We start from the raw sequence: 24,824 nt of genomic DNA on the forward strand, positions 1-24,824 counted from the left end.
TTAAGTTCCCTCACTACCCTGTTGTATTCCGCTCCAGTAAACAGACCAGGATGCATTCAGCCTTCTCATTGTCCGTTCCGCGTTTCCAAATAACATTTCCATGAACAATCCATCTAGTACAGCTATAAAAGCAATGGCAGCTGTATCTTCATCAACGGATAGACGCATGTTATTTTCCAAATTTGCCGCATTAAACAAAGGAATCAGCATCTCTTCTAGCTGGTCAATAAAAGAGTTGCCCTGTTCAACAACCTCGCTTTTAAGATGCAATGGCGCGAAAAACACCGTTCTTAGAAAAAAGTTCGTATTGCTATCCTGCTCATATCGGTCAAGATATTGCAATAAAAAGTTGTGAAGCACTTCTTTGAACGGGTCTTGCTGCTTACTTCCGAAATATTGATTTACGAATTGCAATTCCTTTCCGAATGAATCTTTGAAGACTTCCAGAAAAAGCTCATCTTTCCCACTAAAGTGTGTGTAAATGGACTGTTTCTTAATCCCTACCTCATTCGCAATATGAGCTAACGAGGCACCTTCGTAGCCATTAACTGCAAACTGGGTTAGTGCAGCCTGTTTAATGCGATTTAAAGTCATTTCATCACCCTTCCGAACGTTCGTCAGGTAATAATAGCACGCATTACTATTTATAGCAATACTTTTGATCGCCTTACCATTTTCCATCGCTTTATAGTTACGCCAAATAGCCGCCCCTACAAGGAAGGGCAGCTTTCTGCTAGCCGTTTAGACGATGGCCAGCTTCATTATTTTCACAAGAAATTTCTGCAAGGGTGCTACTGCGCATCTTTTTTGATAAACGGCAGCTCGCCAATTGCGATCAAAACATCATTAACCTCTAGCATAATCGGGCCAACACCGGAATCCGAAAGCAAGGGAATGCTCCAGTGCTGCTGCGCCGATATTTTAGAAATATGATTTTCGCCGCTGGCTTGAATAATTAGCTCCCATTTTATAACCGGAACGTTCGTATGGCCCATAGACTTGCGAAAAATCGTCAGCAGCTGCTGATTGATTTCATCCGTCATCGTTTGAAAATTTTCCGCTACCTCAAACTCATATTGAATGTGCAGCTGCGTACAAGGCTCATCCTTCACGGTTTCGTCATCGGCGCTGCGCATGACAGCGAGAATTGGCTGCTGCGCCGCCTCTTCCCTTTCGCGAAGCGATTCCGCCGTCAACACGCTGCTCCATTCAAAAAACATATAGGCGCTCGTCTGGTACGGCTGCTGGTGAGCCCTCGGCGTACAAAAAAACGAAAACTCGCGATCCAGCGACCTTGTCTCCAGCCGGTTTTTATTTTGATAAATATGCAGCCCCGCAGCCTGCGCCGCCGCAATCATTTCTCCCACGAACTGTTCGTATGTTTTCATACGTTTCCCCTTAATCTCTATGCTATAATTTTGGTCTTCTTCGCATTGTCGGACGAGCGCTTAATGATGCCGCTAAGCGGGCGTTTGAGCACGAGGGCAATGAACAGGCTAATGGCAATAAAGCCGAGCAGGAACAGCACATCCTTCAGCACCGTTTCCCACAAAATGCCCCCAACTGATTCGCGCAGCAAGCTAATCGCATACGTAAACGGCATAAACGGATTCAGCGCTTGGAAAAAAGGCGACGTCATGCTGATCGGAAAAGTACCGCCTGAGCTGGAAAATTGAAACACCATAAAAATAATCGCAATCCCCTTGCCCGCATTGCCGAACACCGACAGCAGCGTGTACGTAATGGTGACAAATACGATGCTGACGAGCATCGCAAATAAAACAAACCACAGCTTATCTGCAACATAGGCGCCTAATATAAAAAAGTCTCCCAGCGTTACGCATAATGCCTGCAACAATCCAATCGTTAAAAAAGTGCCGAGCCGCCCCAAATACAGCTGGTAGCCGCGATAGCTTCCACTGGGATTGTCTGCCTCTGAGCGCAGCATTGAAATAAGCAGCGTGGCACCTACCCAAAGCGACAGCACACCGTAAAAAGGCGACATCGCCGAGCCATAATTAGGAATCGCATACAGCTGGTTTTCCTTAATAAGCACGGGGCTCGCCAAAAACTCGCTTTCCTTCTCAATATCGCCGCGCAGCAGCTTCGCAAGCTCCGCAAAGCTGTTATCAGCCTTCACTTCGCGCAGTTTGTCGGCCGCTTTGCGAATCGCTTCCTCCAGCTGCGGCAAGTCGCTGCGGACAAGTCCGGCAACGCGTTTCACGCTGTCCGTAAGCTGAGGGAGCTGGTATTGGACGAAATCCGCCAGCTTTGCCAGCTCTTTTTCCGCCTCAGGCAAATCGTTCTGGACAAAAGCTGCGGCTGCGTCGATTTTTTTGCCGATGGCTGGCAAGTCATTGCGGATAAATGGCGCGGCCGTGTTAATCGCGTTCACGAAGGCGTCTGTCTTGCTTTGCAAAGTCGTCGCTATTTCATGCACCTTCGTGCGAATTTCCGGCAGCTCTGCCTGAATGCGGGCCAGCTCCTGCTGCCCAAACGCCAGCCCTTCACGCGCGGCCTTGAGCAGCTCGGCGATATCCGGCAGCTTGCTCTTCGCCGTTTGCAGCACATCGGACGATGCCGCCCCAAGCTGCTGCAATTTACTCAAGCCTTCGGTGATTGCAGGCACAATATCGCTGTCATAATGCTCCAGCACGTAGCCAAGATCGCTGCTCACCTGCTCCGTTGCCGTATGCAGCCGCGCCACAATCTCCTCTGGCGGCGCGGTTCCCCTGTCCATCGCATCCTTAATGATGCCGAGCAGCTGAATTTGCGTATTCAGCTTTTCGGTGAGACCGCTCAGCCGCTGAATGGTCCCGCTTAGCTGCCCATCCGGCAAATGGCTGTTAATTGTCGACAGCATATTGGTTATGCTGCCGATTACGCCTGCTGCTGTACTGAGCCGCCCGGAGAGCGCCTGAACTTCCGCCGCGGTCGGCAGCTTGGTAAGATCAGCCTCCTGCAGCCTTGCAGTCAGCAGTTCGGCAGCATCAGCAATTTGCTTGACCAGCAGCAAATTTTGCTTCAAAGTCGGGCTAATCGTCTGAAAGGCCTCCTGGCTCGACGCTAAAAACTTGTTCAGTCCATCCGCGAAAGCGATCGCGTCTCCCCCCAGCGCCTCAAGCTTCGGCAGCTGCTCCTCAGCCGCCGTCACAATGCCAAGCGCTGTATTCGTTTTGTCCAGCGCCGTGTCAACCACCTCGCTCACGCGGTCGAAATTGGCATCGACCTCCTGGATGCGCTGCGCCGCTTTTTGGATTTCAGGGAGCTTCTCCTGAATAATGAGCACCTCCGAAGCAGCATCGCTGATCTTCGGCCAATATTGCTGCAGCTTTAGCACATATAGCGCAGCTTGATTAATCTCCGGCAGCTTCTGCTGGAGCTCGATTATTTTTTGCGCCTTCTCGTTGATTTCCGGCAGCTTGCTCTCGATTTCCAGCACCTTCTGTCCAGCCGCTTCGATTTCAGGCAAATGGCTTTCCAGACTGAAAATGCCATTCTCGACCTTGCGTATCGTCGGCAGCTCCGCTTCCACTTCTACGCCCGCTTCCTTCAGCTTCGTCAGCACCGTTTCGCTTACAGCTTCTGTGAAGCCTTCGTTAATTTGCTTCGTGATGGCGGAAACGCCGGAGCCGGTTATTTTCGGCGCAATGGCATTCACCTTTTCATTGACCGTATAAACCACTTCCGGCCGCTCGATTTTGCCTTCGATAATGCCGGTTATTTTGGCAGAAAAATCAGCTGGAATAAGCAGGCTTGCATAATAGGTGCCTTTTTCAACGCCATCCATCGCTTCCTGCTCGCTTACAAACGTCCAGCCCAGCTTCTCGTTCGTTTGCAGGCTTGTCACTAGATCCTCACCGATATTAACCGCCTTTCCTTGAACGCTCGCTCCCGCATCGAGGCTTGTGACTGCAATTTTAATGCCCTGTGTGTTGTTGTAAGGGTCCCACACCGATTTAATATTGACCCAATCGTACAAGCCGGGGAGCAATATAATCGCTAAAATAAGAAAAATGCCGGTAGGCACACGTAAAATATGGAGCCAATCTGTTTTATAAATATGCCAAATATTGCGCATGAGTAGACCGCCTTTGCTATGTCATAAGATGTGGAGCGGCCTTTGCAACACCTGCTTGCCGCTAATCAGACCTTAGTTTAGCATTAACAGGGAAAAGAAGAAATATCATGATGATTTTTTTCATGGGAACTGGGTGGCACAGCCAAGAAAAAGGTGCTGGTCATTGCGGAGAATATGAAGGATATGCGCTGATTCCATGCGGATGGATTCGTATATTGGAGTTTTAATGAAGTAATTTACAATATCCAATTGGGCTGGTCATGTGATTGTTGCTGAGACTGTGCTGTGCAGTTCTGTTCTGTGAAGGTTCAGTGCAGATGCAGTCACCTCCTCCATTTTGGAGGACTGAGGTTCCGCTATTCAGGCTTTGAACACGATTTTGGATCGTAAGCAGACAGGAAATCCGTTATAACCCTCATACTCCCTTCAAAATGGCTTTGAGCAGCCTATTAGCTGCTCCTGAGTCCGCAGACTGTGCTCTAACCTATGTTGTGGATGAAATAGCTGCTGCTGTGTCCGCCAAATCTAGCTTTGTGCAGAGGGTATACTTTTAAACGGAGGGCGCTATTTTTAACCTTTTGCTATATCACTAAAGCCTTCAATAAAGTCTCCTCATGCACCGAGGCTGCTTTCCATTAATTTCGCGCCCATCCCCTGCCATTCAGAAAGCTTTTCATATAGCTTCGTGGATGACGAATGAAACTGCTGATCGCTGATTCCGACCAAGTATGCTTTCGTTTTTCGCCTGCACGAGCTGCATAATACAGCGTCATGGCCTCATCATACTGTTTAATCATATCCTTAGTATGAACATTGTATTGATTTTCATGATAAATGGCTTCAAATGGTATTCTAGGCTTTATTTCGTTACGCTCATTCGGATATCCCACAGCAATTCCGAATACAGGATAAACATAATCGGGAAGATTGAGCCATTCTGAAATTTTAATAATGCCATCTCTGACTCCACCAATGTAACAAACCCCTAAGCCCATAGATTCTGCGGCAAGCACTAAATTTTGAGCTGCCAAGGAAGCATCGATAGCACCTAACAGTGCAGCGTCTATCCCTTCAAGCGTTTTTGAAATATCCATTCCTAATTCCTCTGCAAGCTGTTGATGACGATTTACATCCGCACAGAAAACAAAGAAATGTCCTCCCTCAGCTATAAAGGGTTGATGGCCTGCTTCTTCTGCTATTTTCTTTAATAAATCGGGATCAGTCACACCGATTATGGAATAGGCTTGCTGGAAGCTTGCAGAGGATGCAGCTTGAGCAGCGGTTACTAACTGCCTAACTTGTCTCTCAGATAAGGTTTGCTTAGTAAACGAACGAACAGACACATGCTTCAAAATAGTTTCAATCGTTTGATTCATTTCAATCTCTCCCTTTAATCTCATTAGGATGCTTACTCAGCACGTTATAGCCTAAAGCCTATATTTGAATGATCAGTACAAAAATACAGTAAAAAAAAGAGCCGGTATTGTCGGCTATTTCATATTCACCATTGTACTCTCAACCAGTTGTTCGGCCATTTCCAGATTTCGTGTAGATGCATTGAGAATGCGAAGACCGTAGTAGCTGCATAGAAACGATCTCGACAAATCCAAAGCCGATCTGTCAGAAGTGATTTCCCCAGACTGTATACCTTGTTCTATCACACGACAGAGAACACTCTCCAAGGATTCCACATGAAGATTAGCCACCGTTTCGACTGTGGAGTCCATTCGACCACGCTCCATAGTTGCGTTAATGAGCAAGCAGCCCTTGCTTGAATCCTCAAAATCCTTTTCTACCGCCCATTCTAAAAAACCACGCAGCCTTTCCTTTACAGGAACAGGACGTTCCAAAAGGGCTGTTTGCTCCTGAATCCAATGCTCATGATAATGGCTAAGGGCTAGCTCATATAGCTCGTGCTTGCTTCCGAACGCGTTGTATAGACTTCCTCGACCAAGCCCTGTACTGGTGCATAAATCCTCAGTAGAGCAGCCTTCATATCCTTTCGACCAAAAGGCATCCATTGCCGCATTAATCACTTCTGGTTTATTAAACCCACGTGGCCTGCCACTCTTATTCATAGTATCACCTTTCTTAAAATGTGAGGCTGAGTACAGTATAGCTATTTTGTAACGTTCAGTCAAATTTCATTCTGCACTCGTTTGCCTCACATCCGAAAATAATCCGAAGGGCTTTTCCCCGTGCTCATTTTGAACACTTGGCTGAAATAGGTCGGATTATTGAAGCCGACCATTTCGCTGACCTCGTACACCATATGATGGCCCGACTGCAAATAGTCGATGGCTTTATGAATGCGGTAATCGTTCAAATAATGCACAAAGTTTTGCCCTGTTACCCGTTTGAACAGCTGGCTTAAATATTTCGGGTGCACGAACAGCTCCTTGGCAATGGCCGCAAAGCTGATTTCCTGGCTGAAATTCGCCGACACATACTGCTTCACGCTATCGACAAGCCGATTGCTTTTCCGGCCGGAAATTTCCTGCGCCGCGCTTTGCAGCCATTCCTCTACAAGCTCATTCATCCAGCGTGCCAAGTCGCCAAGCGTCAAATGCTGCTGGATGCCCTGCAAAAATTGCGACAGCGTGCGCGGTGGCTGATGCTGGGCGAATGCCTCATTCCAGAAAAAGGTCAGCGAACTGAACAAGCCGACGCAAATCGTCTGAATATCTGTCAGCGAGCCGCTCGCCTCCTTTTGCAGCTGATTATAAATCGCTTCCCACTGCTGGGCTGCCCGCTCCAAATCCTTGTCTGACAGCGCCTCATTCCACTGCTTGAGCAGCGGTGCATATTGGTCATACGTCGTATCCAGCTGTGCCCATTCCGCATAAGGATACACTTGGCTCGTCCCTTGAAATTCTGCTGCCTCCAGCGCCACGCGGCTTTCCAAATACGAATCGATCAGCTCATGCAAGCTGCTGCGTACTGAACCGATACCGGCGGTAGCCTCCAGCTTGAGCAGCGCCGTTATTTTCTCCGTTACGCTGTAAGCAAGCTCCTCGCATGCCTGGTACACCTCGCCCTCCTGCGCCTGCTCAGACAGCAGAACGAGCACGAACAGCCGGTCGGAATAATCAATCGCGTAGCCGTGGATGGGCGAGCCGCCCAATTTGCCTGCCAGCATTTCGCGAATGATGTTGTTCGCGCCGAATTTAAGCAACTGCCAGTCTCGCTCCTTCAGCTTCGTAAGCAGCGCAGGGCGCGTCATTTGCAAGCTCACCGCCGCCACGTGCTTTGGCGAAGGAATGTTCAAATAAGCGAGCCGCTCCTCATGCAGCTCATGCGGCTGATAGCGCGTCGTCAGCAGCTCGGTGAACAATCGCTCGCGCAAATACGGCAGCAGCCGGTCAAGCTCCAGCTTGTAATGCTCCTCCAGCCGCAGCTTCTCCGCCTGCAAATCGAGCTCGCCTATAATTTCAGCGAGTACGCCTTCAATTTCCGCCACAGCAGCCGGCTTCAGCAAAAAATGATGAACGCCCCAGCGCATCGCCTGCCGGGCATTTTCAAACTCATCGAAGCCGCTCAAAATAACGATCGGCAAGCCCGCATCCTCCTGCCGCAGCGCTTCGACAAGCGCAAGTCCATTCATCTGCGGCATATTCACATCGGTAATAACGAGATCCGGTTGAAGCTCGCGGTAGCTCGCCAGCGCCTGCACGCCATTCGCGGCGGTTCCAGCAATGCGCAGCCCCAGCCTCTCCCAGCCCACATGCCGCGTCAATGCCGCAATAATATGCGGCTCATCGTCTACAAGAAGCACTGATTTCATCCTTATTCACCGTCCAGCAACCGTTTTAATTGGGCTTCCGTTTCAATAATGGGCAGCTTTACTGTTACCTTCACGCCTCCATGCTCGCTATTTGCGAGCTGCAAGCCATACCATGGCCCGCAATAAAGCTGCAAGCGCGTATGCACATTGCGAATGCCGATGCCTGTCGCCTTATCCATATGCCAATCATCCGGCAAGCCCCGCCCATTGTCGGTCAGGCTCATTTCCAAATAAGGCGCTTGCCCCGGCACATGCTGCTCGCGAATATCCAATGCCAGCGCCAGCTCCGACGAGCTGTCCGCAGGGCTGCCGTGAATGACCGCGTTCTCAATTAGCGGCTGCAAAATAATTTTCGGAATATAATAGCCGCGGATTTGCGGGTCCATCACCTGCTCAGTATAAGCGATTGGAAACGTCATCCGCTCCTTCTGAATGCTTAAGTAGCAGCGGGCGTGCTCCAGCTCATCGCGCACGCGGATGAACAGCTTGCCGCCGCTCAGGCCAATGCGCAGCAGCTTGCCGAGCTGGGTAATCATAAAGCTGATATCCTCCGCTTTATAATCGAGCGCCCGCCAATGAATCATATCGAGCGTATTATACAAAAAATGCGGCTTGATCTGCGCTTCCAGCAAGCTTGTCTGGGCATCCCGCTTCGCCTTGCTCTCCGTCTTCACATCGTCCATCGACTCTTTCAGGCGCGACACCATATGGTTGAAGCTGTAGGAAAGCTGCACATATTCCTCGGTAAAGGCGCTTGTCGCTTTCGCCTGGAAGTCGCCGCGCTCCAGCCGCTTCATCTCCGCCATTAATCGGCGCAGCGGCTTGATGATGCTTTTCACAAACCAATAGGTCAAAATCGCGGAGAGCAATAAGCTTAATATGCCGATACCGAGCACATACCAGCCTGCCTGATAGGTTGTCGCCAGCAGCGTTCTGGTCGGGATTGTCTGTACGAGCCGCCACTGCACCGAGCTAGGCTTGGAGAACACGACCAAATACGATTGATCGTCCCTGCGCAGCAGTTCATATCCGTCACTGAGCGTTTTCGAGCGGTCAACCAGCCATTCGGCGTCAAGGATGACCTCCTCGCCCTCCACCTGCGAGTCGTTCACCTTCACAATAATGTTGCCCGCCGTATCCACGACAAGCACCTGCCCCTCCAGCACCATTGGCACATCGGCAAAATTGCGCAATACATCCTGCTGCGACATGCTGATGACCAAATAGCCCATCGTCCGCCCCTTGCTGTCGAACATATGCTGGGCATACCCGATCAACGACTTCGAGGAAGCGTTTTCTTCTTCCGGAATCCAAATAGCGTCGGCCTTCTCCAAAGCGGAAAACCATTTTTGATCGGCAAGCTTGCTGACCGGGAATACAAGATCCGTAGAATTGTAAGGCACGTCGTTAAATTTATCACTGTAAATTTCAATCGAGCTAATGCCGGAATTGACGACCAGTGTATGATGCAGCAAGTCGGAAATTTCCCGCCGTTTAATGAGCATGTCATATTTGGATTTGGCTCCCGCCTCCAGCTTGTCCTTCACCTCTTTGTTGCTGACGACGGAATAGGCCGTATTGGTCATATTCGTCATAAAATCAAAGCCGCGATTCGTGCTTTCATTCAGCAACGCCAGCCGTGCCTTGCTAATTTCGCTAAAGGTCACATTCGAGAAGGAGCGATAGGACAGCCAAATAATTACCAGCAAAAATAGCAGATTCAGCAGCACGAAGCAAGCGACCATCAAAGTGGACAGCTTGCTTCTACGCAATATGGATTGCCGCAAAGAAAAATCGATCGTACGCATCGTATGTCATCACCCTGACCGTTTGGAGTAAGTGAAGCTTACCCTTTAATGCCGGAGGTCGCAATACCTTCTACAAAGTATTTTTGACAGATGATGAAAATAATAAAGCAAGGCAGCAGCGACAGCACCGACATCGCGAACATCGGACCCCAGTCAGATTGCGAGCTGGAATCGAGGAATAGCCGCAGACCAAGCGGAACCGTGAACTTCGATACATCGCTCAAATAAATCAATTGGCTGAAAAAGTCATCCCATGTCCAGAGGAAGGTGAAAATCGTCGTCGTAATGAGCGCCGGTACCGCGAGCGGCAGCACGATGCGCCAATAAATTTGAATGAGCCCGCAGCCGTCAATCGTCGCTGCTTCATCGAGTTCCTTCGGCAAGCCGCGAATAAATTGCACCGTTAGAAAAATAAAGAAGCCATCGGTCGCCAGCCATTTTGGCGCGATCAGCGGCAGGAAGCTGTTAACCCAGCCGAGCTGATTGAACAAAATATATTGCGGAATGAGCGTCACATGATGCGGCAGCATAATCGTCAGCAGCATCAGTCCGAAGGCGAGCGCCTTGAAGCGGAAGCTGAGACGGGCGAAGGCATAAGCCGCCATAGAGCAGGACAGCACATTCCCGATTACAGCCCCGATAGACACAATCATCGAATTTCCAAGGAAATGTGAGAATGGATTGCCTTGAATCCCGTTCCACCCTGCAAAATAATTACCCCAAACCCATTCCTGCGGCCAAATGCCAATTTCAGAGAAAATAACATTGTTCGGCTTAAAGGAGCTTCCGACCAACCACAGCACCGGATACAGCATGACGAAGGCGATGAGCAAAATCGCCAAATGCCTGAGCCAAGCCGTTCTACGCAGCGTATCCACCATCGTCTATTTCCCCCCGTCTTCGTAATGCACCCAGCCTCTGCTGGAGCGGAATATGATGAAGGTGAAGCAGCCGATAATGAGCAGCAGCACCCAAGCCATCGCCGAAGCGTAGCCCATTTGGAAGAAAGCAAAGCCTTTTTTGTACAAATAAAGCGAATACATGAGCGTTGAATTCAGCGGCCCGCCAGACCCGTTGCTGATGACGAATGCCTGCGTAAACGATTGGAACGAGGTAATAATTTGCATAACGAGATTGAAGAATATGACCGGTGTTAAAATCGGCAGCGTAATGTTAAAAAACTGGCGAATTTTACCCGCTCCATCCACGGATGATGCTTCGTAATAATCGGTCGGAATTTGCTTAAGCCCCGATAAGAAAATAATCATCGAAGAGCCAAACTGCCATACCGAGAGCAAGACGATCGAATAAAGCGCATATTTCGGATTTGCGACCCAGTCTGGCGCGTGTATGCCTACCTTCAGCAGCACCTGGTTGAGCAGGCCATCGCCACCGAGCATTTTCCGCCATAACATCGAAATCGCAATGCTGCCCCCGAGCAAGGAGGGAATATAATAGATGGTCCGATAGATGCCTAGACCCTTGATTCCTTTGTTAAGCAGCAGCGCAACGCCAAGTGCGAAAATCAGCTTAAGCGGCACCGATGCGAATACATAAGTGAAAGTGACCTTGAGCGACGTTCCAAACAGCTTATCTGTTGTGAACATTTCCTTATAATTGCTGAGTCCCACCCAATTGGGGCTTGCCAGAATGCTGTAATCCGTCAGTGAAAAATACAGCGACGCCAGCACCGGGCCGAGCGTCAGGCAAATCAGGCCGATGAGCCATGGCGCGAGAAAAAGCAAGGCGGCGCGATTATGCTGGCTGCTTGTCGATCGTTTTGCGCGTTTGCTGCTTTTTGGCGGCTTCATCATAGATGGTGCTGTCATCGCGGATTCCCCTCTTCCCTTAATTCCGGCGGAGCCGCCGCTTATAGAAGGCGGCTCCGCTGGCTTTTATTTATTTTGTCTATTATTTGCTTTTGCTGAGCGCCGCATTGGCACTGGTCATAAACTCGTCGATGTTGCTGCCGAGCTCGCCTTGAGCGAACGCCATTTGCTCGCTGAGCGTTTTGAAGCTTTTGTCCACTTCCGAGAAGCCTTGCGGATACGGCGGATCAATGTCGCTTTTGTCTTTGGATACAGCGTCTACGAAGTTAAAAATCATTTTGTCCGTATCCGACAGCGTAGTTGCCATTTGCGTCCGAATTTCCGAATTGACCGGCACCCCGCGCTCCGAGCCAAGAATAGCTGTCGCTTCTGGATCATTGACAAGGAAATCGATAACCATTGCAACCTCTTTCGGATGGTCCGTCTTGGAATAGCCGGAGAGGAATTGGCTTGGCTTGAGATATTCCCCGCTTCTTGCTTCGCCTGCCGAATGCGGCAGCACTTGAATTTTAAGCTGATCGGTTGAATCCTTCAGTGCTTTCTGGAACGCAATAATTTGGTTGGACCATGTAAAGTCCATCGCTCCTGTACCTAAAGCGAGTGGGCGCGTTTCAAGCGCATTCGTCATCGCAGCCGTTGCTTCTGGCGAAGTAATGCTGCCGCTGCCGCGCATATCCTGCCATAGCGTAAACCATTTCGTGAAATCCTCTTTCGTCGCGCTTAGCTGCCCATCCTTGAACAAGCTGCGGCCGCTTTGACGAACCATAATTTCAAAAATGTTAAACGTTCCGGAGTTGTCAGCCGAGCCGACAAAGGCATCGCCCTTCGCCTCTCTAATTTGTTTGGCAATTTTGGCGAAATCCTCCCACGTCCAGCTTGCATCCGGGTCAGCAATATTCAGCTCTTGGAAAACCTTCGAGCTGTATACAACGCCAGGTGCATTCACCCCCATTGTGATTGCATAAAGCTTGTCATTCACTGTACCGGCTTTAATCATGCTCGGATCATGCTTGTCAATTTTCAGGTCGCCGCTTTGCGTATACGTATCCAAATCTAGCAGCGCATCGCGGTTCGCATAGTCCGTCAGGAAGGCATAATCCATTTGAATAAGATCAGGCGCATTCGCTCCAGCCACCTGTGTGGACAGCTTATCGAAATAACCATCCCATCCGGAATATTCCGGCTTTATTACGATATCAGGATGTTTTTGCTGGAACAGCTCCAGCGCTTTAATGGTCAGATCATGACGGGTTTGCGAGCCCCACCAGGTCATTCTGAGTTCGACCTTTTTGGTGCTGCCGCTACCGCTGCTGCTATCTGTGCTTGCCTCAGCCCCCGGCTGGTTATTGCTTCCTTGTGCCGAGCATCCCCCAAAGATAAGCGACAGGGAAAGGAGCGATACGATACCAATCTTGTTTTTAATCATGCTTGACCTCCTGTAACCATTCTGTTTTGTAAGTGCTTACAAAACCTATTGTAGACGATTTTTCCGCAACAAAGAATTAACTATAGTAATCTAAATCATCAAAAAGGTAATGCCCCTTTCCTAGATGCCCTGCTAGGACGTGTATGCAAATGTAAGCAAGCCTGAGCCTAATCGTGCTTTTACTACTGTTACTGCTGCTACTCCTGATCGAAGCCAGCATTAAACGGATTTCCTGTACTACCAGGAATGTCATCCCGCATGAATGTGAACCTACATCCCGAAATGCAGCTTCATGCTCTTCGTTTCAGTAGTATACTCACTGCACACAGAAAAATTTGCTGGACTCAGGAGACGTTATTTTAACGAATACACGGGTTAAGGGAGGGGTGGCGGACCCAGGAGACGCTAATGTGCTACCAAAAGCCATTTTGACAGAAAAAAGAGGGCAATAGCGGATTTCCTGTCCGCGTAAGACCTGAAATCGGATCAAAAGCCAGAATAGCGGAATCTCAGTCCGTCAAAAAAGGACGAGGGAGTGTGCCGAGCTGCGTGATCTCCGCAACAGCGTTCTCTCCAGCAGCAGCAATCTCTGCAACTGCAATCTCCGCAACAGCGATCTCTTCAACCGTGATCTCCGCAACAGCATTCTCTCCAGCAGCAATCTCTGCAACAATGATCCCAGCAACAACCGCATGCTGCGGTACCCAAGTCTTGAATTGTCAGATGAGACTGTCCTCAAATAAGTACTAAGCAAGGCGCATCAGGCAGACCTTAGTTTGCATAAACGATCTTCAATCGTTATTTTTATGCATCTATTCATTTATGCTAGAATAAGAATCATACGCAATAAAGGAGGATTTTACCTTGGCGGCTATTTTTCATAATGATTGGGCGGAGCTGCTGAACGCCGAGCTAGAGCAGCCTTATTACCGGGAAATGCGCACACAGCTCGCCCAGCAATACCGTACCACTACCATTTATCCTAATATGCATCATATTTATAATGCCCTTCATTATACTTCTTTTGAAAATACGCGGGTCGTCATTTTAGGACAGGACCCTTATCATGGCGCCAACCAGGCGCATGGGCTAAGCTTCTCCGTCCAACCCGGCGTGCGCATTCCCCCATCGCTGCAAAATATTTATGAGGAGCTGGCAAATGATCTCGGCTGCACGCCTCCCGCCCACGGCTATCTCGCCTCATGGGCCAAGCAGGGTGTACTGCTGCTTAACGCCGTGCTTACCGTAAGAGCCGGCAGTGCAGGCTCGCATCAAGGCTTGGGCTGGGAGCGATTTACCGACCGAATCATTGAGGTGCTGAACGAGCGGGAGCAGCCCATCGTATTTATACTGTGGGGCAAGCATGCTCAGGATAAAGCATCCCGTATTGACCGTTCCCGGCATCACCTAATTGCTTCTCCCCATCCAAGCCCTTATTCGGCGGATCGCGGATTTTTCGGGAGCAAGCCCTTTTCCCGCGCCAACGCCTTCCTTCGCAGCATCGGCAGCGAGGAAATTGACTGGCAGCTGCCCATGACGGCGGAGCAGCTGGAGCGTTAACCTTTTCGCCAGCACAACGAGCAACTTCAACAACAACATGCCTAAAAAACATAAAGCAGGCGCTTGTCCGGCCGTACAGCCAGCTGGAGCGCCTGCTTTATGCTTACATTACTATTGCTGCTTATCATGAATAACCGCACACCGCCTTCATATAGACAGCAAAATCAGCAGCGCAGCGAAAATAACCAGCACCATCAACAGCTGGGTTCCGCAGCCTACGCTCATCTCCCCATCCCCTCTCCTTCTATCGATTTAAGCTATTTTGAAAAAAACGAGAAAAGGCTGCGCATCGCTGCGCCGCCTCTTCCCCTTTTCTACTTTCTACTTTCTACTTTCTACAATCCATATCCTGTTTCCTGTTATTCCCTGCCCGCAGTCTGCTTAATTGTTCGCCCCAAGCAGCTCGTTAATGACAACCGCTGCTTGCGCCCTCGTTGCATGGCTTTTCGGCTCGAAGCTGCCATTGCCTGTTCCTTTAATGATGCCTGCGCTTTGCATCGCATCTACGGCCTGCTTCGCATAGCTGGAAATCGCCAAGCTGTCTTTAAAGGCAGTTGGCTGGCCTTGTGCATTCAGCTTCAGCTCAAGCTTCTGAATGACGCGGTGGGCCATAACGGCCATATCCTCACGCGTAATCTCATCATTAAAGCCAAAGGTGCCATTGGCTTTGCCTTCAACAATTCCGAGCGCCTGGGCGCTTGCCACGGAGCTGTAATACCAGCTGCCTGGCTGCACATCGCTAAATGTGCTTGCTGCATCCGCCTGCTCCAAATCGAACGTTTGCAGCAGCATTTTCAGAAATTGCGCACGCGTTACTTGCTGATCCGGCTTAAAGGCCTGATTGCCCATGCCATCAATAATGCCTCTGGCAGCAAGCGATTCAATGCTGTCCTTCGCCCATGCAACACGGTCAATATCTTTAAATTGAATGTTGACGTACGCTGCTGCATATTTGCTGAAATGCGCTGGTCTAAAGGTGACGAGGCCTGCCGCCGCATCATATTTGCTATTTTTCACAATTTGCAATTCGCCATTAGCATCCACGTAATAGACGACCACTTTATTCGGACTTTCTCCTGCTTGCAGGCTGTAGTCCAAAGCTACTTTAACATGGCCCCCAAAAGAAGAAATCGCTTTGCCATCAATCGTCAACGTCAAATCGTACACTTTTGCATTCCCGAGCTGAGCTTTCGCATCGGAGGAAAGCTTGCTGATATCGGCCTCAGCGGCGGATATTTCCAGCTTCCCTGCACCAGCCCCTATTTGTCCAGAAAGCCACGCTGTATCCAGCGCAAAACTCGCTAACCCTAGATTCACTTCTAATTGGCTCACTTGTTTGCCGGAAGCCGCTTTGAGCGCCTGCGCTGGAAGCGTTACTTGAACAGAGCTTGCTGCACCAGTTGGCACAGCGGTAATCGCAAGATTTTTGCCTGCTGCTTCGTCCAGTCCTTTCGTCAGCTCAGCCGAAGTCACTTCTGCCGATGCTTTGCCCCCAGCATCTACCGTTACGACAGGCTTAAGCTCAACATGGGCAGGAGCCGGAGTTGGCGTCGGTGGAGTCGTTGTACCCGTTCCGGAGCCTGATCCGGGGCTTACTGTTCCAGCCGCCTTAATCGTTACAACGAGCTGGCCGCTCACCGCTGAACCGTCATTTGCGGTCGCTGACACCTTCACTTTGCCTGCCGCCACTGCCGACAGCAAACCATTTGCATTAATCGTTGCAAGCCTTGTGGCTGAGCCATCTTCATTTGCAACGGCCCACATTACCGACTTGTTCGTCGCTCCGCCTGGCGAGAATACCGGGCTAAGCTGCAGCTGCTGGCCTGCCGTTACCTCCTGCGAAGGAGCGGAAATGCTAAGATTGGTTGCTGCAATCGCGTTCGTACGAATATTCGGTCTTGCTGGCATCTCCATATCTGTGCCTAGATAGAAGCTTGTATGCGGCGGCTGGTTGTAGCCCGTATTTTGCCAGGCGATGCCTAGTCTGTACACCGGATCATGCATAAGAGTATGAATCCGATGCTCCGTTACAGCAGTCGTTGTATAAATGCGCAGCGCGCTGCTGTCTTCCGTCCGCAGCACCACCTCTTCGCGCCAGTCTCCAAGTAGATCGGCCTGCAAGTTCGGATTGCCCTTCGTATCATTAATGGAATAAGTGCCTGTAAATGTTTCTAAATTAACGAGCGTCTCGTTCTCATAATCCCACTTGTCGATTTTTGGCACGCCTACGCGAGGATCGCCAAGCCAATTATGGTCAAGCAGCTCGCGGCTGAGGTCGCCATCCCACCAAATCGCAAAGTTGGAGGTCGGAATGTTGGAGGACAGCTTCTCCCCTTTCGCATTAAACAGCCCCCCTGTCGAGCTGTTCCAAGCACCGTCAATTGCCCATGATTCCGCACCTTTATGCCTTGGGTCAATATCGGCTGACAGACCGCGGCCTGCATCAATTCCGAGCTGAAGCTGTCCCCATAATACACGGCCTGTGCGCGCATCCTTCATATCGTAGGAATATTTAACAGCGGTATCCTCTTGCACCGCGAACAATTCAAGTCCCAGTCGATCCGGATTAAGATTGCCCAGATGCATCGCATCGCCATGGCCAAGCTTGGAGCTCCACAGCCCCTTTCCATTATCGTCAATCGCTGCCGCGCCTGTAATAATTTCATCCCGGCCATCATTATCCACATCAGCAACGCTTAGCTGGTGATTGCCTTGGCCGTAATAATCTTCATTGCCTGGCGTTTTAGAATCGAACGTCCATACCTTCGTCAGCTCGCCATCGCGATAGTTGTACGCGACAAGCACCATCCGCGTGTAATAACCGCGCTGCATGACGATGCTTGGACGCTCGCCATCGAGATAAGCAATCGCTGCTAGGAAACGGTCAACGCGATTGCCGTAAGCATCGCCCCAATCCGCAACATTGCCCCGCTCGGGCTCATAAGCATCGGTTGCCAGCGCTTTGCCTGTCGCCCCTTCAAACACCGTATGGAACTCCGGTCCGGTCAAAATATATCCGCTGGCGTTGCGGTGATCCGCATTGGCATCGCCAATGACAACGCCAGTTCCGTCAATTGTGCCATCCGCTGTACGGAACGTCACCTCGGCTTTGCCGTCACCATCCAGATCGTAGACCATTATGTCGAGATAGTGGGCGCCTGCGCGCATATTTTTGCCTAAATCCATTCGCCACAGACGTGTGCCGTCAAGCTTATAAGCATCAACATACACATTGCCTGTATAGCCAGCCTGCGAATTGTCCTTCGCATTGCTCGGCATCCAGCTCATAATAATTTCATATTGCCCGTCTCCGTCCAAATCGCCAACGGAAGCATCATTAGCCGAATACGTATAAGCTACGCCATCCGGGGTTACGCCGCCCTCCGGCTTCTCAAGCGGAATATTCAAATAATTCGTATCCCATACGTCAACCGATTCCGATTGCGGCTGCTCCACTCCACCCGTAATGGCCCGCACATAATACGTTGAGCTGCTGCTTCCGCTCGCATCCGCATAGTTCGTGCTGCCTGTAATTGGCGTACTGTTCAGCTTCGCGCCATCACGGTACAGGTTGAAGGCAATATCCTCTGCATCGGTGCCCAGCAGGCGCCAGCCTACATACACATGATCGGTTTCCTTTACCGCAACGAGGCCGCGGTCAAGCGCTTCCATTTGGCGAGGCGCCAGCTTGATTGGCGCTTCGCTTATTTCCACGCCGCTTGCCTCGCTAACCGCTTCACCCGCATATTCATAAGCGCCTTTGACCACGAATGAATAGGTCGTTCCATTCGATAGCCCCGCTATAGTCGAAATGTATTTGCCCGCTGGCACCGTATCGGCCAGTGTCAAGGAACCGTCTTCATTTTTCAAATAAATGCGAGTTTCCTTAAAAGCAGGGTCCCGAGGCTGTTCCCAGCCGATTTTGACTGTTTCATCATGCGCTTCGGTGACGACATACGTCACATTAGGCGACTTTTCCAGCTTATTGACTTTCACCTTGTACGTACGGCTAATGTCTGTAAAAGCAGACGAGCCTACCGAAATGCCAAACTCCGTCTCGTCGCCTGCCAAAGGTATGGTGCTCTGCTGTCCGCTGGCTATTGAATTGGCATCCAATTTTAGTCCAACAAATCCAGCGTTGCTTGCCGTTGGTGTTACATCCAGCGAAGTCGCCGAATACGGCACCTCTACCGAATAATCGTACACGCCTGGATCAAATGGCGGATTGAGCACAGGTGCAAAGTCGCCTGAGCCAAGCACTAGGCTAGCGAGCTTCACGTCAAGCGCGGTTACACGCACATTCGCCACATTGATTTGACCGCCATTCGGGTTGACATAAAAGCCAAAGCTGCTGATCCGCTCCCGATTGCTGTAAAAAGCAGACGGCCAATTCACCGTCTCGTCCGTCGTCAAATCGGTAACGCTTACATGATATTGCTTGCTTGGCACATTAAATACCATTTTGAAACGGTACCAATGCGTCACATCATAAGCAATCTGCTTATCCGCAGCTGCATTATGTTGCTTGATGACGCCAGCATCCAGCTGGTAGCGGGCAGCAGCGGCATTCGTTGCATTCACCTTGCCATCCATTACCCATAGCGAGCCGCCTTTACCCGTTGGCAGATTAACATCAAACTCAACGATCAAACCGCCGCTTTCTCCGGCAAAACGTTGGCCAATATATGAGGAGCCGGTCGATTCATTCGTAACCGCCCCATAAGTAGAACCTGTAACGGAATCCTGCTTAACTATAAAAGCTGGCGCAGCGCCTTCCTTCGTCCAAGTGTTACCGCTTCCAATTGTTAGATCGCCAAGCGCATAGCTGCTGAAATCATCGGCTACAAGCACCGAATCAGCTGCCGCGGCAGGCATAGAAAAGGCTGGGACTAAGAGAGTAAGTGCTAAAAGACATGACAGGAACTTCGACATCGCTGCGGTTCCTTTCCCCTTCTTGCGCATGAGCATTACCGTTATGACCTCCCTGAAATTAGGTTTGTATTCCGCTTTTCTCCAGCAGGGCTGCTATCTCCCTCGCGGAAATAAAGCGCTTTCCAAAATAGGCAAACCCGCCAAACGTAAACGGCTGTCGCCGTCATCTGGCGGCAAAGCTACCCACCATTGCCTGTCTGGAGAATACTTCTCCAATTATAGGGAATTTCCCGAAATAAACCACGCCAAAAAACAGAGCTGTTTGATTAAAAACTAGACATTTTATCCAATTGCATTTAAATTTTTATCTTGATTGTACCGATTCCAACTCCATCCTAGAGCGTGTATGCAAACGTAAGCGAGTCCGCGCCCGAACCTGAACCCGATAGATGCCAGCTTCAAACATACTCCTTCTGCTACTGGGAATATCACAACTTATGAATCTAAAACTACGTACCGAAGGTCTGCTTCATATCTTCGTTTCAGCGGTTCGCTCCCTGCACCTAGGACACAAAACATAAACATAAAAACACAAAACACAAAGACAAAGAAGAAGATGAAGTCCAAAGACGAAGACCAAAGGTAGACTTCGTGGGCACAATTTGGCGGTCACAGCAGCCGCTATTTCAACAGAATCAAGGGTTTTGCACAGACTGCGGACTCAGGAGCCGCTAATGCACTGAAAGTCGTCATTTTGAAGGGATTACGAAGGCAATAGCGGATATCCTGTCCGCTTAAGGCCCAAAATCGAAGCAAAAGCCAAAATAGCGGAATCTCTGTCCTAAAAATGGAGTTGTGCGTCCCAAGCTGCGTGTTCTCAACAACGGCGAACTCAGCCAACAGCAATCTCCGTAACGACAGTCGCAGCAACAGCCTCCTTACCCACAACGAACTCCATAACAATTGCATGAACTGGCGCCTTATGACTTAAATCAACAGTTGAGAGTCGCCTTGAATAAGCGCCAAGCTAGGTGCCGCAGCAGGAAGGGCTCCCGTTTGCATACACCTCCTAGTTCAAATTAAAAAAGCGGCCCAGCCGCGCTGCCCTCCAAAAAAAGGAAAGGCAAAGCCAGCTGAGCCAACGTTTTCTTTTATATAGTGCCTTTAAAATGCTTCATTACAAGCTGTGTCTCCGGCTCCGGCTCGCAATTTAATTCTTCATGAAGCAATCTTGCAAAATCATCATAATAGAGAACAAGAGCCTCCTGATCGCCCATCTGGCCTAGCAAATTTAATATTTGCCGGCACAGCTCATCCGAATATGGCTCCTGCTCATGCAGCAGCAGCAGCCTTTTGAGCGCCTCCTGCTCGTGGCCAGCATTCATCTCATAATGGATAAGGCTGCGGACAAGCCGCACATATTTCGCTCTAAGCTCATCCCGGCGCTGCCTCGCCCACAGAAAATCATGCTCTTCAAAATAGTCTCCCGCATACAGGCTGAGCGCCTGTTCCGCCGCAATACGCTGCTGCTCCGTCTCAATGGCGCGGATCGCGGCAGCTCCCTGCTCAAACTGCTCGACATCCAGCTTTAATCCATTGCTTGTCAGGCGATAGCTGTCGAGCGCAAACTCAACAAGCGCCTCTACTTTCCAATCTTTCATCAGCTTGCGAATTTGATAGACGGACGTATGCAGCAGCATCATCGCTTTCTCATAATCCGAATCGGGCCATAACGTGTCCAGAAGCTGCTGCTTGGCGACCCATTGATCTTTATAATGCAGTAAAAAAGCAAACAGCTCCTGCGCTTTCAGCGTCCGCAGCCGGAGGCTCGTATTCGTTTTTCCATCGTCATGAAACGCCAGCCGCTTGAAGCAGAGCACCTGCCTGCCGGGCAGCTTCTGCTGCTCCGGCTTGCCCCGGCTGTAATCTTCTATAATGCGAGTAATCGTCTTCTTAAACCGTTCCGGATGAACCGGCTTCAGCAAATAATCGAGCGCATTGAGCTCAAACGCTTCAATCGCGTATTCCGAATAGGCCGTTATGTATACGATGCGTATGTCAGGGTTAATGCTGCGGATATGCTCCGCCGCTTCAAGACCATTGAGCCCCGGCATATTAATGTCCAGAAAAACGATGTGTGCGGGCGTGGCCCGTACACTTTGAATGCCATCTCTGGCCGAAGTGAATTTTTCTGCCACCTGCAAGCGTCCGTCCCGCTCGAACAACCATTCAATGTGAGCGAGCGCCGGCTTTTCATCATCAATTAAAATGACTCTCATCGCCACCGACTCCCTTTTATGCTTCGTTATACGTGCCTGCCCGCAGTTCCTTCGGATAGCGGAAGCTTACCTCTGCGCCGAGCTGCCTCTGCCCATCAATAACCAAGCCGCTGCCGTACAAATTAACCAGCCTCTGGTGAATGTTGCTTAAGCCTACGCGGCCTGTCCCTTTGTCCGAGAGCACCTGCGATAATCGTTCTGGAGTAAAGCCTACGCCATCGTCCTCTACAAGAACCATAATACAGTTGTCTATTTCAGAAATTTTCAGCTTAATCGTGCCGCCTTCTTCTTTTTTCATGACACCGTGATTAACTGCATTTTCCACTATCGGCTGAATGGTCAGCGGAGGAATAAGCGCAAGCGCATCGCAGCTAATTTCGTATTCAATTTTCAGCCTTTCATCAAAACGCGCTTTTTCCAGCGTCAAATAGGACTTGACCAGCTCCAGCTCGCGCTCGATCGTCGTCATTTTGTCGCGATTATGGAAATCAAAGCTGCTGCGCAAAAACTGGCTTAATTCAATGAGCAGCTCCATCGCTTTATACGGATCTACCGGACAAATGGCTATAATCGTATTCAAGGCATTGTATAAAAAATGGGGCTTGATTTGCGCCTGCAAAAACGCCATTTCCGCCTGTACAGCCAGCTTAACTGACTTGCGCAGTGCCAGCAGCGTCTGAACGCGGGCACGCAGCTCGCCGGCATCAACAGGCTTGCCAATATAATCGTTGACCCCTGCCTCAAAGCCGAGCTTTATGTCCTCCGGCTTCGTTCTGGCCGTGAGCAGCAGTACCGGAAGCTCCGACAGCAGGAAGCGTTCGCGAATTTTGCGGCAAAGCTCAATACCCGACATTTTCGGCATCATCCAATCCGTAATGACCAAATCGTAACTGGCCGGAGCAGCAAACGCCTCTTCCAGCGCTTCATCTCCGCTTCTTACCGCCGTTACCTCGCAGCGCTCAATGGAAAGCAAGTTAATGAGCACCTGCAAATTAATCGGATCATCGTCAACTACGAGCACGCGGAATTCAGCTGCTGGCGGCGGCACATTCAGCATAGCGGTAAGCTCGATTGCAGCGGCCTGCTCCTGGTAGGCGATATCAGCCTCGTCTATTTGCTGGCCTTGGGCAACCGGAATGGTAAAGCTGAACGTTGTTCCTTGTCCCGCAATAGAATGGACGCTGATGGTTCCACCACCCAGCTCCACAAGCTGCTTTGTAATACGCAGTCCGAAGCCCGAGCCTTGAAAGATCGCCTGCCCCGCCTTTGTTTTTCGTTCAGATAGAAAAATCGTTTCGAGCTGCTCAGGCGGCATACCGATACCCGTATCCGCAATGTCCACCCTCACCTTATTTCCCTGCGTTACCGCACTGATGGTTATTTTCCCCTGAATGGTCGCCTTTGCCGCATTGCCAAGCAAATTGTACAAGATTTGCCGCAGCCGGTCTTCATCCGCATCAAGCAAAGGCAAATTGGCAGGCAGCCGCTGTTGAATCTGAACTTGCTTGTCGATGAGCAAATGCTCCACAACCTCTACAACCGCATGAAGCACGGGCTGAAAATAAATCTTTCGCTTCGCAAGCTTCATTACACCGCCCCGCAGCTCAGCAAACTCCAAAATATCCTGAATAAGGGCGGACAGCTGCTTTCCGGTCGAAACAATCATTGATAAATGCTCCGCCTGCTTCGTATTGTTGAGCGGTCCGGCAGCGCCTTCCAGCATGGAGGCCGCCATATTAATAATGCCATGCAGCGGCGTCCTCAGCTCGTGCGAGGTCATCGTCATAAATTCATCCTTGAGCCCATCAAGCGTCAATAGCTTCTCCGACAGCTGTTCCACCTCGCGAATCGATTTTGTAAAGCGTTTCGCGAACAAGCCCGCATGGGCGAACACAAACAGCAGCATTTCGAAAGAAATCAGCATTGCGCTTTCCATAAATCCGTATGCCCGCATCATGGAAGCCAGCATCATCATGACGATGCTCTGAAGACTCAAAAACCAGTAAGGGTCCGCATACACCTTGCGTCCGACACCCCGGATAATAACATAAATATAATAAACAATCATTACAAGGCCTTGAGCCATAATTAAAGTTTCCAGCTTCGAAATAAATAACGGCGTTGCCACCAGCTCCAGCACAATCGTAAATCCCGCAAACCATTTTAAAAACCGCATCACTTTGGAATGCACGATGCCTGGCAGCATTTCATTCACGATGCATAATAAAAAATAATACACAAACACCGATGAGATGGGCTGCAGCTTCAGCACGAAGGAATAAGGCAGATCAGGCAACAGCTGGACAATGATTCGTTCCCCTTGAGTCATCATAAAAATCATCGACGAGAGGCAAAAAAGCCCGAGGAACATCAGTCCTCTCTCCTGCCTTCTCAGTACGTATAACAGCAGGCAAAATAGGCCAGGGATTAGAAATCCGGAAATAATCAGCGCCCCGCGCAAAATATCCATTTCCCGGTTTTTAATAATCGTATGCTGATCTCCGAAGGTAATGGAATAAATGATGCCGCCTGTAGCATAGCTGTAATTGGCTACCTGCACAATAAGCTCGACCGAATCGCCCGCAACGGTGCCAAGAGCAATATAAGGCACATTGTTTTGAACGCCATCGTATTCATTAGTAGCTGGGGCGCCGCTGGCGCCAATCATTTGATTGTTCAAATAAATGCGATTGGCCATGCGAATGTTCGAGGTGTAGACCCCATATATTTCGCGCAAATGGCTGGGAAGCTGAATTTTCAAACGATATGTGCCGTAGCCAATACCTGAGCTGCTGTCTTCTCCAGACAAATACGCATTCCATTTCCCCGGTACATTCACCAGCTTTCTCGGTGGAGCCTGCTCCGCTGGCAGCTGGCTGGCGATCACAAAATCTTTCGGCGTCAGCAGCTGGTTCGGATAAAACTCCCACTCGCCGCCGAGCTTGACCGCCCCCTTTTCTGCAAAACTCCAATTACTCAAGTCCATTACGCCATTAACGGCGCGTATATCCTGTTTATCCGCCAGCTTAAGGAACATAAGCACAAAAATCGTGCCCATAATTCCTAAAATCATTAGGAACATGCCAATGTTCTTTCGATTAAGCATTCATAGTCTCTCCCCGCAGCGTTACGATGCTTCTTATGTATCGTCTATACAATATAAAAGCCTGCTGAGTCGTACTCAC

The 24,824-nt window shown here is 50.0% G+C and carries 14 protein-coding genes; 1 reads left to right on the forward strand and 13 read right to left on the reverse strand.

The window, feature by feature from the left end; genetic code table 11:
- From BBD42_RS30110 to BBD42_RS30155, 10 genes are all read right to left on the reverse strand, one after another.
- Entirely contained in the window at positions 1–681 is a 681-nt protein-coding gene (locus tag BBD42_RS30110) for a TetR/AcrR family transcriptional regulator (protein WP_237163284.1), read from the reverse strand.
- A gap of 110 nt (positions 682–791) precedes the next feature.
- Positions 792–1,388, reverse strand: a complete 597-nt coding sequence (locus BBD42_RS30115; RefSeq protein ID WP_099521159.1) for a hypothetical protein — start codon at positions 1,386–1,388, stop codon at positions 792–794.
- A gap of 17 nt (positions 1,389–1,405) precedes the next feature.
- Positions 1,406–4,081 (reverse strand): YhgE/Pip domain-containing protein, encoded by a 2,676-nt coding sequence (locus tag BBD42_RS30120; RefSeq protein WP_099521160.1) that lies wholly within the window; start codon positions 4,079–4,081, stop codon positions 1,406–1,408.
- Positions 4,082–4,716: 635 nt separating this feature from the next.
- A complete protein-coding gene (nfsA, locus tag BBD42_RS30125; RefSeq protein ID WP_099521161.1) occupies positions 4,717–5,457 on the reverse strand; it encodes an oxygen-insensitive NADPH nitroreductase in 741 nt (246 codons plus the stop codon).
- Between the two features lie 114 nt (positions 5,458–5,571).
- Entirely contained in the window at positions 5,572–6,159 is a 588-nt protein-coding gene (locus BBD42_RS30130; protein WP_099521162.1) for a TetR/AcrR family transcriptional regulator, read from the reverse strand.
- Positions 6,160–6,245: 86 nt separating this feature from the next.
- Entirely contained in the window at positions 6,246–7,865 is a 1,620-nt protein-coding gene (locus BBD42_RS30135) for a response regulator (protein WP_099521163.1), read from the reverse strand.
- A 2-nt stretch (positions 7,866–7,867) separates the two neighbouring features.
- Positions 7,868–9,673, reverse strand: coding sequence for a sensor histidine kinase (locus BBD42_RS30140; protein ID WP_099521164.1), 1,806 nt, complete (start codon positions 9,671–9,673; stop codon positions 7,868–7,870).
- Between the two features lie 38 nt (positions 9,674–9,711).
- Complete coding sequence (locus tag BBD42_RS30145) at positions 9,712–10,554, reverse strand: carbohydrate ABC transporter permease (protein ID WP_099521165.1); 843 nt, start codon at positions 10,552–10,554, stop codon at positions 9,712–9,714.
- Positions 10,555–10,557: 3 nt separating this feature from the next.
- On the reverse strand, positions 10,558–11,487 hold the full coding sequence (locus BBD42_RS30150; RefSeq protein ID WP_099521880.1) for a carbohydrate ABC transporter permease: 930 nt from the start codon (positions 11,485–11,487) through the stop codon (positions 10,558–10,560).
- 97 nt (positions 11,488–11,584) lie between these two features.
- Complete coding sequence (locus tag BBD42_RS30155) at positions 11,585–12,928, reverse strand: ABC transporter substrate-binding protein (RefSeq protein WP_099521166.1); 1,344 nt, start codon at positions 12,926–12,928, stop codon at positions 11,585–11,587.
- Positions 12,929–13,792: 864 nt separating this feature from the next.
- Here BBD42_RS30155 and BBD42_RS30160 point away from each other — a divergent pair.
- Positions 13,793–14,488 carry a uracil-DNA glycosylase gene (locus BBD42_RS30160; RefSeq protein ID WP_099521167.1) on the forward strand — a complete coding sequence of 232 codons (696 nt, stop codon included), beginning with the start codon at positions 13,793–13,795 and terminating at the stop codon, positions 14,486–14,488.
- A 381-nt stretch (positions 14,489–14,869) separates the two neighbouring features.
- On the opposite strand, the gene BBD42_RS32705 is transcribed toward BBD42_RS30160, so the two are convergent.
- The 3 genes from BBD42_RS32705 to BBD42_RS30180 all read right to left on the reverse strand — a co-directional run bounded on the left by BBD42_RS32705 (position 14,870) and on the right by BBD42_RS30180 (position 24,745).
- Complete coding sequence (locus tag BBD42_RS32705; RefSeq protein ID WP_099521168.1) at positions 14,870–19,456, reverse strand: rhamnogalacturonan lyase family protein; 4,587 nt, start codon at positions 19,454–19,456, stop codon at positions 14,870–14,872.
- Between the two features lie 1,055 nt (positions 19,457–20,511).
- A complete protein-coding gene (locus tag BBD42_RS30175) occupies positions 20,512–21,639 on the reverse strand; it encodes a response regulator (RefSeq protein ID WP_099521170.1) in 1,128 nt (375 codons plus the stop codon).
- 16 nt (positions 21,640–21,655) lie between these two features.
- A complete protein-coding gene (locus BBD42_RS30180; protein WP_099521171.1) occupies positions 21,656–24,745 on the reverse strand; it encodes a hybrid sensor histidine kinase/response regulator in 3,090 nt (1,029 codons plus the stop codon).
- Between the last annotated feature and the right edge of the window lie 79 nt (positions 24,746–24,824).

Source organism: Paenibacillus sp. BIHB 4019 (assembly GCF_002741035.1).
Taxonomy (GTDB): domain Bacteria; phylum Bacillota; class Bacilli; order Paenibacillales; family Paenibacillaceae; genus Pristimantibacillus.